Raw genomic sequence first — 13,185 nt, 5'->3', positions numbered from 1 at the left:
GTTCTTAGATCAGGTAAAAGAACGCTTCGTAAAACAAGGAATAATCAAACATGTTTTACAGTAAAACAATCATAAAATCAGAAAACAGTGCGCATTATCTAAAAAGCCTCTGTCGTCATTTCGCAAGAAAAGTGCCGGCAACATGGGATGATCATCAAGGTGAAGTCAATTTCGCGATGGGGAATTGCAACTTTACACTCATTGATACAAGCGATGAGTTGGAACTGGTCTGTAGTGCCGAAGCCATTGAGCCACTGGCAACGGTAAAAAAGATTTTGGAGCAGCATATATTAATGCTTTCACGAAGAGAAACCATTGCGCTGATTTGGTCACATGATAAATCAACACTGGAATAATTAATCGGACAAAACGGACAAATAATGCACATAAAACATCTCATTGCCAGCATGACACTTATTATGACTGTTCAGGCAACTAGCGCAGCGTTAAATCAATCAGAATCCATTGAAAAATCGATTCTTAACCATGCGCAACAAAGCCAAAAAACCATTTCAACCAGTGCTGACAACAATCTTGAATTACTGAATGAGATTAAATCATTGAAGGAAAACATTGACCAGTTGACCGTATACCAGCAGCATTTACAACGACTGTTAACAAGTCAACAAAATGAGTTATCTAGCCTCGATATTCAACTCAATGAACTCACTGAAACGAAGCAAAGTATTGTCCCATTAATGTACAAAATGCTCGACACATTAACTCAGTATGTCGACGATGATTTCCCCCTACGTAAAACAGCAAGAAAAGCACGTGTTAATAGCCTCAAAACGCTTATGGTGCAGGCTGACATTGCCGATGCAGAAAAATATCGTCGGATTATGGAAGCCTATCAAATTGAGCTCGATTATGTAAATAAACTGAGTGTATATTTAGGCCCAATCACCGTTGATAACGAAGAAAAGCAAGTTGAAATACTTCACCTCGGACACCTTTCATTAATCGCTCGTAGTTTAAATAAACAACATTATTGGGTATGGAATAATCAACAACAGCAGTGGACATCATGGGAAAAAGAGACTCAGCAATTAGCTCATGCGTACCTCGTTGCCAATAAACTTGCTTCACCCGCTTTGCTCTTCCTACCTTTATCTATCGCAGAGGTAAACCAATGAACCGTTACTTAATCCCAATATTGCTTTGCTCATTGGTTACTTTTACAAGTCATGCCGAAACGAACTTATTACAAACAACGCAACAAGCTAAAAAACAACAGCAAAGCAGTGAACAACAACGTGTTGCTGAATTTAAAGCGATTGAAGCCAAAAATCGTGCAATACGCGATAAGCTTCTAGCAGAAAAAGAAGCATTACAAACTTCTATTGATCAACTTAGCGCGCAATTTGCCGACAATGAATTACAACTATCTGAAAAAGATAAAGCATTGCATTTAGCATCGGGTAGCTTGGGCGAATTATTCGGGGTTGTCCGTCAGGTAGCAAAATCCTTTTATAATGAACAAAGTGACCGTGTAACAAGTATTGGTCAAACAACTGAAATAAAGGCAATTTCTGCCATTATTGATGCCAAAACATTACCTTCTCGGGAACAGTTATACACGCTTTGGCAAGCGTTTATGAACCACATTGATTCAAGTGGGAAAATCGTCAAGATTGATGTTCCGTATATTACTGAAAATGGCACCAAGGAAACGAAACAAGTCACCCGTTTAGGTGGATTTGGCCTTATTGATGATCGGGGATATTTAAACTGGTCAAGCAAAGAAAATATCGCAAGCCATTACCTTGTACAACCGGAACCGGCACCTTCAGCAACGCAATTAGACAATAATTCCCTGATTGCGATTGATCCGAGTAATGGCACATTACTGGAGCAACTTGCCCTAACCCCTACCTTGTTCGAACGATTTGAACAAGGTGGCGTGATCGGCAAGGTCATCCTTGGTTTCTTAATCATTGGTTTATTATTAGGTCTTTGCCAAGGCGGATTTTTATTTTATAACAAGCTGAAAATTAACGCCCAATTAAAACATAAGGAGCGCATTGGTAATAACCCTCTGGGGCGTATTTTAGGAGTTTATAAATACGATAAATCACCCAATGTAGAAGCGCTAGAATTACGTCTTTACGAAATTGTGCTTGATGAGCAACAAAAACTTGAACGTGGTTTATCCATGTTAAAACTGTTAGCCGCCCTTTCCCCCATGCTCGGTTTATTAGGTACGGTAACAGGGATGATTGAAACATTCCAAGTCATTACCCAATATGGTAATGCAGATCCTAAGCTCATGGCCGAAAGTATTTCAACCGCCCTAGTCACGACGGTATTAGGTCTGATTGCAGCGATGCCATTATTGTTCCTTTACAATATTTTAAATGCCCTAGCGGATAATGTGAGAACCTTACTTGAAAAACAAGGTTTAGGGTTAGTTGCTCAACGAGCAGAAGAAAACAACGGAAGTGGCGAATCATGCTTAGCATAAGTTTGATTAAAGACGCAATCATATTTGATTCTTTAGGCCAATTTATGGATAAAGGCGGCCCGGTTTTATGGTGGTTAGCTGCGCTTATCTTTGTTTTTTGGTTAATCGCGATTGAACGAATATTGTTTGTGCTGTTTATTTTTCCTAAACGCCAACAACACTGGTTAACACAATGGAAAATACGGCATGAGCATCAATCCTGGTATGCACACAAACAACGTGATGCTTGGCTAAGTCAAGCGCATCTTTTACTTTTTCAACACTTGCATATTTTAAAATGCTTAATTGCATTGTTCCCGATGCTGGGGCTACTTGGCACCGTAACGGGGATGATTTCAGTCTTTGATACCCTATCTATGCAAGGTACGTCTGAGCCAAAATTAATGGCTGCAGGTATTTCTATGGCCACACTGCCCACCATGGCCGGTATGGTAGCCGCTTTGGCTGCCGTATTTTTTTATTCGCAATTGTTTTCCATGATGGAAAAAAAAGAATTACATCTGGATAAGTTATTAAGGAGTCGAGCATGAGATTAGGTAGTCGCAGAAAAATCCAAGATGAAGCTGAAATTGATATGACGTCTATGCTCGACATTGTCTTTATCATGCTTATTTTCTTTATCGTCACAAGTTCCTTTGTTAATGAGTCCGGTATTGAAGTTAATCGACCACAGGCGACGAATGCTGCTAGCCAAAAAGATGCTGGCTTATTTATTGCCGTCACCGCTAAAAATGAAATATACATTAATAAACGTGTTGTTGATAAAGAACGTGTTCAGGCAACACTAGAAAATTTATTAATTGAACAACCTGAATTGTCATTGGTTATTCAAGCAGATGAATACGCCTTTAATGGAACCGTGATTGCGGTCATGGATGCAGCTAAAGGTGCTGGTATTACTAATATTGCACTGGCGACGGAACAATAAATAATGCGCTTATTTTTCTTTTCACTCCCACTCGCCTTGGCAATTAGTTATGCACTTATCGCAATGATGGCGTGGATGGTCGACCTTAATGTAAAGCAAGACAAACCAAATGATGCGCCTTTAACCTTCGATATTTTTATTCCTGAAAATGAAGCACAAAGTCAGCGTATTAACCGTTCTTTACCCGAACCGCCAACGGAAAAACCACAGCCACCTAAAGCGAATGAAATGCAACCCGCTGCCACGGTTGCCTCAACGCCTACAGCACCAACACCACTACCTAAAATAAAATTAAATTTAGCGGTGCAAGGAATGGAAATCTCAGCTCCCGAAATGCCACAAAATAATAAAGTAGAATCGGTCACACCAAGCACAGCACTACCCGTCGCTAATGTTTCTGAAAATCAGATGGCCATTCCACAATATCGAATGGAGCCCAAATACCCACATCAAGCTTTAAAAAGAAGAATTGAAGGCTTTGTGCTTTTATCCTTTGATATTGGTGTAACAGGTCGCCCTGAAAATATACAAATTAAAGAGGCAAATCCACCAAGAATATTTAATCGTGAAGCAATACGCGCATTAAAAAATTGGAAGTACCAACCATTAATCGAAAATGGAGAAGCCCGAGTCTATCCGAATCAACAGATAAAATTAGAGTTTAAAATCAAATGACCAGAAGCAAACATCGCCTTATTTTAATCCTATTTTTTTGCGCTACATTGTTGTTTTGTTTTACGGCTAATGCAGCCCAGTTGAGCCATGCGACTGCAAGACAAATTCAACAGGCCTATGAGTTACAAAATAATAATCAGTATACGCAAGCAATTGCATTACTGAATAAAATCAATACCAATGTTAAATACGATCAGGCTTATATCAATCGTATGTTAGGTTGGTTATATTGGCAGAAACAACAAACCAACTTAGCCATTAAAGCCCTCACTAAAGCCGTCGATGCAAAGGCATTGGTTGATGATGAAGGCGTGAGTACGCAACGTATGCTAGCGGATCTTCTACTCACAGAAGGTTACTATCAACGCGCTGAATCGCGCTATTTAACGTTAATCAAAGAAGTTAATGATACAAAATCCCTTTCACAACTTTGGTTACGTGTCGCGCAAGCACAATACCAACAACAAAAATGGCCTCAGGTAGAACGCGCTATTGGAAGCCTGTTTAAATACCCAAAAAAACCGCAGGTAACCCCTTTAACTATGTTATTAACGGCGCAACTAGCACAAAAAAAATGGCGTAGTAGTATTGTAACAACCCGAAAAATACGTGACCTCGAGCCAAACAATATTCTATGGTGGCAACAGTTAAGTAATTTATATTTATACATCAACGATAAAAAAAATGCCCTCATTACATTACAACAGGCTGATCGCGCTAGACTTGTATTAACTAAACAGCAAAGAGAATTAATGGCTAATTTGTATGCCGATGCGCAAGTGCCCTTCAATGCAGCTTATTTATATAACCAGCTTGATGATCTCGCAACCACAGAAACAAAACTACATCGCCAAGCAATCTATTGGCAATCGGCAAAGGAATGGGATAAAGCAATCGCGAGTTGGACTAAAGCGGCAAAATTCAACAACAAATATTATTGGTATATAGCACGTTTAAACCTACAACTTAATCGCTATCAATCGGTATTGGCAGCGCTTCAACATCTCCCTAAAAAAACCAATCAGATGATGATGGTCAAAGTGCAAGCACTTAACGAATTAGGTAACACCGCATTGGCCCTTACAACGGCCCAGCAAGCTCATGCACAAAACCCAACAGACCGTAGTTTGAATTGGATTAAATATCTGACCAATAAATAAACTCAGTTGTATTTCTAAAGGCGTAAAACTAAATAGGTAAAAGCTATTACAATTTACCTCCCCCAATAAAAGATCGAATAAAATTTGCGATTTACTTGCGAATTGGTTGACAGATACAGTCAAATTAAATGATAATGCGAATTGTTATCATTATTATATGGATGTATTGTGTTATTTCGTGGGTTACTTATTTTATTCGGTTTAAATCAAACCCTCGCTATAGCACTCGTGCCTCAATTGGTGAGCTTTCTCGGGTTATCCAATAGCAGTCAAAACCTAGCGATTGTTACCTTAATAATCAATGTGAATTTATTAACCTATTGGCTAGGCACCGCTTTTTGGGGTGATCTTGTCAGTAAAATAAGCATTGTAAAATGTACCCGTATTGCGAGCATCGGCTTTCTATTCAGTAATGCCCTATTCTGGTCCGCCCTGTTTATTGTTGAGACCCCCTCATTAATGTTTATCGCATTTAGCCGTTTAGCATTAGGATTATTCACCAGTGCTTTTATCATCTTGGCACATTCTCATTTAGCACAAATTACCAATACCAGTTTTGGTCAACTAGCAAAAATCAGTGGTGCCATTACCCTTGGCAGGTTAATAGGACCAAGTCTCGTGTTATTACCCTTTTCGATGGAATGGTTACTACTCTTCCCCACAATAGCAACGGGACTATTTATCCCCTTCATTTTTTTTATGACTAACACTGAACCTCATAAACCTGCTTTTGAAGCGCCCTCAAAACCAATTAATTCTCCAAACTTTGCTTTAATCCTGATCACAGCCCTACTGACGACTATATTAGTCAGCACTGTTCAGTATTTTATACTTCCGCTGTTATTTGAAATGGGGTATGAAGGCGTACTTGGAAGTAAAGTTTACGCGGCACTATTACTCTATTTAACCCTGACTGTTATTATTTATCAGTTTTTTGTATTACCGCGATTAACACCTTATTTATCAATTATCCCCGGTTTAATCATTGCAGCTTTACTCATAAGTTGCACTTTATTCGTTGTTTCACTGCATAACGGGTTGCTGCTAATTATTGCTTTAACCATGTTAACGTTTGCTATTTCAGCACTTCCAAGCTGGTATAGCCAAAAAGCCTATGAGCATAACCAAACATTGGCAATCCGTGCATATCGTAGTAGTCGTATTGCTCGCGCTCATACGACTGGGCACCTGTTGGGCACGGCGATTTCAAGCCTCACTTTATACCTTAACCTCCCGCTTATTATACCAATCTGGATATTCAGTTTGTCCCTTATTGGTTTAATTATCACGCTTCACAAACACACCTATTTTAAAGCTAATCGATATTTAAAATATTCAACCGTCAACAAGGAAGATCATGAATAAAGTCAATTCATTAAAAACCAAATTAACGCCCATTGCATTAGCATTCATCGCTTGCTCAGGTCATGCTGCTAGCAATCTTGATACTATGGTGGTCACCGCGAACAGTACCGATACTACTATTTCAGATGTAGCTGCAACCATGTGGGTTGTTGACCAAGCACAAATAGAAAAAGAAATTAATACTGGTGCCGATTTAAAAGTGGCACTTGGACGATTAATTCCTGGGTATGACTTTGGTGGAGAAAGCCGCACAAACTACGGTCAAAATATGCGAGGACGCTCGGCGTTAATCATGATCGATGGCGTGTCACTTAACTCAACCCGCTCTATCAGTCGTCAACTCGATAGTATTTCTCCCTTTAACGTGTCCCGTGTGGAAGTCTTATCGGGCGCAACGGCTATTTATGGAGCCGGTGCTTCAGGCGGTATTATTAATATCATCACCAGAAAAGCAACGAGCAATGAAACTAAAATTGAATTACAAGTGGGTGGTTCATCTGGTTTCAACACAAGTGAAGATGTAAATAAAAACGTAGCCATTGCCATTTCGGGTGGCAACGAAAAACTACAGGGACGTCTATCTGCATCCTATGAAAGTAATGGCGCAAGCTATGATGCGAATGGCGACATGATCATGCCTGATATTACACAAACGGATATGCAATTTAATGAAACCGTTGATATTTTGGGTAATGTTGAATTTAAGCCCGATCAAAATCAAAAAATATCGGTTACAGCCCAATATTACAACAGCGAGCAAGATACAAAATACACTCCGTATATTGGCGCCTATTTATCTGAAGTCACCAGTAGTAATGATATTACCATTAGTGATGATTTAGCGTTAGATGAGCAACCCAGTACAGAACGAATGATGCTGAATATTCAATACAATAATAATAACGTATTAGGCCATTCATTATTAGCACAGGCTTATTATCGAAACGAGTCAATGCAATTTTTTCCATTCCCAAGCTTTGATGCCTATAACAGTAATGGATATTATTACCTCTACGGAGCCTCGGTACAAGAAACTGAAGTCATTGGTGCAAAGGTTTTACTGAGCAAGCAAATTAATAATATTGAATTAAATTATGGTATTGATGCTTCTACAGAATCCTTTACTGCTGATTGGCGTGTTTACGATATCAGCACTGCATTAACATCGGGTGGCACATCCTTTACTCAAACCGACTCGGTACAACGCTACCCAAATGTTGACACCCAAAAAATAGGTGCATTTTCTCAAGCGACTTGGGAAGTTAATCAAGACTTTAGCTTATCAGGAGGCATGAGATTCCAATATATAAGCCATGAAATTGGTGATTATACGGGAATATCACAACAGCTTGTTTACGGTGATACTGCGGATGAAATTGAAGGTGGAACAACCCATTATACTGAATGGCTAGCAAATCTGAGTGGTATCTACGATCTTAATGCAGAACAGCAAATTTGGGCTAACTTCAGCCAAGGTTTCGATATTCCAGATCCTGCAAAATACTATGGCAATGGTACCTATAGTGGTACAACATTAGTCAGCAGTATTTCCGTTGCAGATAATGAACTAGAAGGCGTAACAACCAACTCACTTGAATTAGGCTGGCGTTTAGCAAAAAGTAAGATTGATTTACAGTTTGCCGCTTATTATTCGTTATCTGACAAAACGACTTCCTATGATTCTAGCACCTATGCCATTGTCGTTAATGACGATCAGAAACGTATTTACGGGATTGAAGGACAAGTGAATTACCACTTTACGAATGAGTGGTATGCAGGTATTCAAGGGCATTTAATCAAAAGTGAAACAAAAACTAATGGAAGCTGGTCGAATTTAGCGACTGAAACAGCTAGCCCATCTAATGCTCTGATCCGTGCTGGTTATGATAACTATGCGTATGGTGCAGACCTTCAACTACAAACAATCGCAAATTATGACGATGATGACGGTGGTGAAATTAATGGTTATTCACTCGTTAATTTCAGTTCATACTACACACTGCCAGTCGGCACGGTTAGCTTTGGTATTCAAAACTTACTTAATAGAGACTACTACACGCTTTGGTCACAACGAGCACAAATACTTTATGCTGGATATAACGAAAGTTTATTTGGTTTTAAAGGTGAAGGCCGAACATTCGCCGTTAACTATAACGTAGAATTTTAAGGGGCGACTGTGTTTAATTTTACAGGTGTATCCCTCCAACTTGGCGGGAATCCTATCTTAAAGGAAATGACAGGTAAGATTGAACCGGGTGCAGTAACCGCTTTGCTTGGGCCAAATGGCTCAGGCAAAAGTACCTTACTCTCTCTTTTGTGTGGGTTAACGCCCCCAACAAAGGGTGAAATCACCTTAGATCGACAATCTTTATCTTCCTTTAAAGCGGCAGTGCTTGCTAAAAAGCTGGCATTACTACCACAACGTAATCCCGTACCCGCAACATTAACCGTCTCTGATTTGGTTGCCTTTGGGCGCCATCCACATCGACCTTGGTATCAACGAGTCTCCAAAGAAGATAAAGAGATTATTGATTGGGCAATGCAAGAAACGGGTATTACAGGTTATGCATCTCGTTTATTAACGGATCTGTCCGGTGGTGAATTACAACGTACTTGGTTAGCTATGGTGTTAACACAAAATACGGATATATTGATGTTAGACGAACCGACCTCATGGCTTGATATATCCCACCAATTGAGCTTACTAAAAATTGTACAACGACTGAATAAACAACATAACAAAACCATTGTTTGGGTGTTGCATGACCTTAATCAAGCGCGTCAGTTTAGCGATAATGCGATTTTAATTAATGAAGGGAAAATTATTAATCAAGGGGATATTCACGACGTTGTTAACCCCAAGGATATCAGCACCGTCTATCAGACGAAGGTGAAAATGCATTCATTGGGTCAACAACAAATCCTATGGCCTGAGGAACAGCTATGACAGCTTTTTATACTCGACTAATACTGTCTGGCTTATTTATATTTACTAGTCATTTAACCTATGCTTCAACCACGGTTTGTTTAACCACCTGTGTCGATTTATCGAAACCTGCGTTGAAGGTGGTTGCATTAAACTGGACTGCAGCAGAAATGCTGCTTTCTTTAGAGATTGTTCCGATTGGGATTACTGAAGGAAAAGGGTATCGAAAATGGCAAACCAATAACCCAACACTTCCCGACACTGTTTCTGAAATTGGACGTCGTCAAGAGCCTAATTTAGCTGCAATCGCCAAACTAAAACCCGATTTAATCATTGGTTATGAATTCCGTCATCGTCATATTTTACATTCACTGAACCAAATAGCCCCCACGCTTCTGTATCAGCAGTTTGGTAATCTATCACAACCTAATTTTAGTTATTTTGAAACGTCCCAACTGGTATTTTTGACTATCGCAAATGCAGTTGATAAAACAGCTGAAGCCGAACATATTATTATGTCACTCTCGCAGGAATTAGAAATGCTTAAACAGCAATTGGTCAAGGCAGGCTTGGAAAACAAGCCCGTCAGTTATGGCAAATTTGTCGGGATGGGGTACGGCTTAAGAATGTTCAATAACAAAAGTCTCGCAGGTGAAATAGCACAACAACTTGGCTTGCAATATACCTGGGAATCGGCCTTGCCAGGCAAAGATTTTACCCATTTGCAATTAGAGCAATTACCAGCGTTACATAATACCCATCTGATTTTAGCCGGCAATCAAGTTGATAGTGAGCGCATGATGCAATCGCCCGTTTGGCCCTTGTTGCCCTTTGCGAGACAACATAACCTTTCACATGTCCCCCCTCTTTTTAGCTTTGGTGGCCCTCGGTCATCGTTAAAGATGGCACACGCTTTTACCGATTCATTACTAAACTGGCAGAATAAAACCAATGATTAAATCACTTTCTCTCAGTCTATTAACGCTTATATTATTACTTTCTGGTTATTTATTTTTTCATCCAACCATCAATGATCCGATACTCACACAAACTATGCTTGCTAATATTTGGCAGCCAACCGCATTTATCGCACTGTTAACAGGCGCTTTATTGGGCAGCTCTGGGTTATTAATTCAAACCACCCTTGATAATGATTTTGCATCCCCTTCAACACTTGGCATTGCTTCCGGCGCATTACTCGGTGCTGTATTAATTAGAGTATTCATCCCTGAAGCAAATTTAACCCTCGTTTGGAGTGGCGCATTATTGGGTGCTTTATTATTGTCGTTAATGGTGTTGTTAGTTAGCCAATTAATTGGAGGCGGTAAACTGCCCGTTATATTAATTGGCATGGCACTTGGCCTTAGCGCCGGCGCCCTTTCATCGCTGTTCTTATTGTATTTCGAAAATCAAATGGATGGATTGTTTTTATGGGGAAGTGGACAGGTATTGCAAACCAGCAATAGTACATTGTTGCAAACATTAACGCCCATAGTCGGAAGCTTATTATTAACCCTATTAGTACTGCCGAAACTCGCTTTATTTTTATTAGGCGATACCCATGCTGCAAGTTTAGGATTAGCAGTAAACCCCTGGCGATGGGCTATTTTATTACTGGCTATCGTACAGGCAGCACTTGCGACTTCTATCGTTGGAATGATTGGTTTCGTTGGTTTAATGGCCCCCCATTTAACCCGTTTGCTGCTAACAAAGTGTCAAAATGGTGGTCGTAATATTAGTTTTCAATGGTTATTAACATTGTTGATTGGTGCTATGTTAGTACTCGTCGCCGAATGGTGTTCTAGAAGTTTATTATTTTTAGGTTACCGACTTCCTACAGGCGCATTTACTGCATTATTAGGCGCCCCCTATTTTATTTACTTATTATTTCAACGCAGCGGTCGTGCATTAGCGGCAACCGAAAGCCAAAACATTGCCTTAAAGCCCCTATTACATAGCAATCCAACAAAGATTTTAATTATATTGAGTGGTTTACTCCTTATCACTTTATTTTGTTGCCTTGCACCATTCACTGAAGTAGGTGCAATTTGGACTAATCTGCGCGTACTTTTGGCAGGTCTCGGCGGACTTGGAATCGCATGTGCTGGTACGCTTTTACAAACCTTATTCAAAAACCCAATGGCAAGCCCAGATATTTCCGGTGTCAGTGCATTTTCTATTTTAATCATAGCGTGTGTATTAGTTGTCTATCCAGCAGCGAACCAACTCACACTGGTTATTGCGGCACTTATCGGAGGCGGAATTGTAATAGGATTACTTTCCTGGGGAATCAAACAACAATTAAGTGTTTCGCAACTCGCGTTGTTTGGGATTGTTATCACGGCATTTGCGGGTACGGCAACACAAATATTACTGACATTCGGCAGTTCCACTGCATCAGTAACAATGATGTGGTTAGCCGGAACAACCTACGGCGCCTCGTTGGGTCAAATATTCCCATTGGCAATAACGCTAATTACTACCTTTATTGTGCTTGTGCCCTGCTTACGTCATTTAGATTTAATGCCGCTCGGTGAAATTTTACCACGTACACTCGGCGTCCCCTTAAAAGGTCAACGCATTGTATTACTTAGCATCGCAGCAATACTAACCGCTATTTGTGTTGCCAGTATTGGCGCAATTAGCTTTATTGGTTTGCTTGCGCCTCATTGTGCAAGACTATTAGGTTTATACCGACATACCCACTTATTACCAGCATCGGGCATTACCGGAGCCATTTTATTAATTTGGGCAGATAGTTTAGGGCGTAACCTTATGGCGCCGAATGAAATACCCGCAGGATTAATGGTATCGGTGTTGGGCAGTGTTTATTTTCTCTTATTATTGTTAATCGCTTACCGTAAAAAATCATAATTTAATGGATTACACGATATGAATTCAAATAATCAATTGTTAGTGATGAAATTAAAACACTTTACGGCACCTTTTATCCCTGACCTGAGTTTTTCAAATCAAGGTGCAGATTACTTATTAACCAATAACAAACTCAATTGGGAACATGATCAACAAATCGTTGTGGATTTATATGAGCAGATCAAACAAGCAACACCTGAAGCCGACAATAGTTACTGGCTTACCCGTACTTGGACATTACTTTGCTGGCAACCAATCTATATTGCGATTGTGAGTATTTATGGCATAAAACACCTGCCGAATTTTGCGGCTTATATACAAGGTATGAAAAACTCAGAAATGCGCGGCATTTGCTTTTTATCCTGTTCATTTCAATCGGGATCAACCCCGTTTCTTATCCAACAAGCGGGCCATCAATTAACAGGTAGTTTTGAATATTATCGACAATTACTTGATCAGACTTATCGATGTAGACCTGGTTATACACAGGCCTTATTAAGCGATATGTTAGTCATTGCACTACAACAATTAAAGCAATATAGTCCCGATGACTTATCTGCTAGCTATATTGTGGAACAGTCTGCATTGTGGTTAGAAGCCTTTAATTTACCGCCAATATCGGATGGAAATTTAGTTATCGATCAGATAAGTAAAGAAATTATATTTACCCGAAAGAGTTGTTGCTTTGTGTATAAAAAAGCAAAGGGTAAATTATGTAAAAATTGCCCACGCGTATAAATATACAATTAGTTATTGATGTCTTATCTATTTTACTTTAAAAAGTAAACAAACA

At 39.6% G+C, this 13,185-nt stretch carries 13 protein-coding genes; all 13 read left to right on the top strand.

Annotation, left to right across the window (positions count from 1 at the left end):
• The first annotated feature begins 50 nt into the window (after positions 1-50).
• The 13 genes from ACR30L_RS09095 (at position 51) to ACR30L_RS09035 (ending at position 13,130) form a co-directional block, all read left to right on the top strand.
• Positions 51-356, top strand: coding sequence for a DUF2218 domain-containing protein (locus ACR30L_RS09095; protein ID WP_435237694.1), 306 nt, complete (start codon positions 51-53; stop codon positions 354-356).
• 24 nt (positions 357-380) lie between these two features.
• Complete coding sequence (locus ACR30L_RS09090; protein WP_435237693.1) at positions 381-1,136, top strand: DUF3450 domain-containing protein; 756 nt, start codon at positions 381-383, stop codon at positions 1,134-1,136.
• Positions 1,133-2,464, top strand: coding sequence for a MotA/TolQ/ExbB proton channel family protein (locus ACR30L_RS09085; RefSeq protein ID WP_435237692.1), 1,332 nt, complete (start codon positions 1,133-1,135; stop codon positions 2,462-2,464). Before ACR30L_RS09090 ends, ACR30L_RS09085 begins: the two co-directional genes overlap by 4 nt.
• Positions 2,452-2,994 carry a MotA/TolQ/ExbB proton channel family protein gene (locus ACR30L_RS09080; RefSeq protein ID WP_435237691.1) on the top strand — a complete coding sequence of 181 codons (543 nt, stop codon included), beginning with the start codon at positions 2,452-2,454 and terminating at the stop codon, positions 2,992-2,994. Before ACR30L_RS09085 ends, ACR30L_RS09080 begins: the two co-directional genes overlap by 13 nt.
• Positions 2,991-3,392, top strand: coding sequence for an ExbD/TolR family protein (locus ACR30L_RS09075; RefSeq protein WP_435237690.1), 402 nt, complete (start codon positions 2,991-2,993; stop codon positions 3,390-3,392). Before ACR30L_RS09080 ends, ACR30L_RS09075 begins: the two co-directional genes overlap by 4 nt.
• Positions 3,393-3,395: 3 nt before the next feature.
• Positions 3,396-4,067 (top strand): TonB family protein, encoded by a 672-nt coding sequence (locus ACR30L_RS09070; protein WP_435237689.1) that lies wholly within the window; start codon positions 3,396-3,398, stop codon positions 4,065-4,067.
• Positions 4,064-5,227: a tetratricopeptide repeat protein gene (locus ACR30L_RS09065; protein WP_435237688.1), complete on the top strand. Its 1,164-nt coding sequence runs from the start codon at positions 4,064-4,066 to the stop codon at positions 5,225-5,227. Before ACR30L_RS09070 ends, ACR30L_RS09065 begins: the two co-directional genes overlap by 4 nt.
• A 168-nt stretch (positions 5,228-5,395) precedes the next feature.
• Entirely contained in the window at positions 5,396-6,592 is a 1,197-nt protein-coding gene (locus ACR30L_RS09060; protein ID WP_435237687.1) for an MFS transporter, read from the top strand.
• Positions 6,585-8,759 (top strand): TonB-dependent receptor, encoded by a 2,175-nt coding sequence (locus ACR30L_RS09055; protein ID WP_435237686.1) that lies wholly within the window; start codon positions 6,585-6,587, stop codon positions 8,757-8,759. Before ACR30L_RS09060 ends, ACR30L_RS09055 begins: the two co-directional genes overlap by 8 nt.
• Before the next feature lie 9 nt (positions 8,760-8,768).
• On the top strand, positions 8,769-9,539 hold the full coding sequence (locus tag ACR30L_RS09050; RefSeq protein ID WP_435237685.1) for an ABC transporter ATP-binding protein: 771 nt from the start codon (positions 8,769-8,771) through the stop codon (positions 9,537-9,539).
• Positions 9,536-10,477: an ABC transporter substrate-binding protein gene (locus ACR30L_RS09045; RefSeq protein WP_435237684.1), complete on the top strand. Its 942-nt coding sequence runs from the start codon at positions 9,536-9,538 to the stop codon at positions 10,475-10,477. The genes ACR30L_RS09050 and ACR30L_RS09045 overlap by 4 nt, the downstream gene beginning before the upstream one ends.
• Complete coding sequence (locus tag ACR30L_RS09040) at positions 10,470-12,392, top strand: iron ABC transporter permease (protein WP_435237683.1); 1,923 nt, start codon at positions 10,470-10,472, stop codon at positions 12,390-12,392. The genes ACR30L_RS09045 and ACR30L_RS09040 overlap by 8 nt, the downstream gene beginning before the upstream one ends.
• A gap of 18 nt (positions 12,393-12,410) precedes the next feature.
• Positions 12,411-13,130 (top strand): siderophore ferric iron reductase, encoded by a 720-nt coding sequence (locus ACR30L_RS09035; RefSeq protein WP_435237682.1) that lies wholly within the window; start codon positions 12,411-12,413, stop codon positions 13,128-13,130.
• Positions 13,131-13,185: the final 55 nt, after the last annotated feature.

The sequence above is a fragment of the Psychromonas saccharinae genome (assembly GCF_051201515.1).
Lineage (GTDB): Bacteria > Pseudomonadota > Gammaproteobacteria > Enterobacterales > Psychromonadaceae > Psychromonas.
This window is presented reverse-complemented; position numbering and strand designations above follow the sequence as displayed.

What these genes read in the sequence shown, in the direction of transcription:
- ACR30L_RS09095 (WP_435237694.1), top strand. Translation starts at nt 51, where the DNA reads ATGTTTTACAGTAAAACAATCATAAAATCAGAAAACAGTGCGCATTAT.
- ACR30L_RS09090 (WP_435237693.1), top strand. Translation starts at nt 381, where the DNA reads ATGCACATAAAACATCTCATTGCCAGCATGACACTTATTATGACTGTT.
- ACR30L_RS09085 (WP_435237692.1), top strand. Translation starts at nt 1,133, where the DNA reads ATGAACCGTTACTTAATCCCAATATTGCTTTGCTCATTGGTTACTTTT.
- ACR30L_RS09080 (WP_435237691.1), top strand. Translation starts at nt 2,452, where the DNA reads ATGCTTAGCATAAGTTTGATTAAAGACGCAATCATATTTGATTCTTTA.
- ACR30L_RS09075 (WP_435237690.1), top strand. Translation starts at nt 2,991, where the DNA reads ATGAGATTAGGTAGTCGCAGAAAAATCCAAGATGAAGCTGAAATTGAT.
- ACR30L_RS09070 (WP_435237689.1), top strand. Translation starts at nt 3,396, where the DNA reads ATGCGCTTATTTTTCTTTTCACTCCCACTCGCCTTGGCAATTAGTTAT.
- ACR30L_RS09065 (WP_435237688.1), top strand. Translation starts at nt 4,064, where the DNA reads ATGACCAGAAGCAAACATCGCCTTATTTTAATCCTATTTTTTTGCGCT.
- ACR30L_RS09055 (WP_435237686.1), top strand. Translation starts at nt 6,585, where the DNA reads ATGAATAAAGTCAATTCATTAAAAACCAAATTAACGCCCATTGCATTA.
- ACR30L_RS09045 (WP_435237684.1), top strand. Translation starts at nt 9,536, where the DNA reads ATGACAGCTTTTTATACTCGACTAATACTGTCTGGCTTATTTATATTT.
- ACR30L_RS09040 (WP_435237683.1), top strand. Translation starts at nt 10,470, where the DNA reads ATGATTAAATCACTTTCTCTCAGTCTATTAACGCTTATATTATTACTT.
- ACR30L_RS09035 (WP_435237682.1), top strand. Translation starts at nt 12,411, where the DNA reads ATGAATTCAAATAATCAATTGTTAGTGATGAAATTAAAACACTTTACG.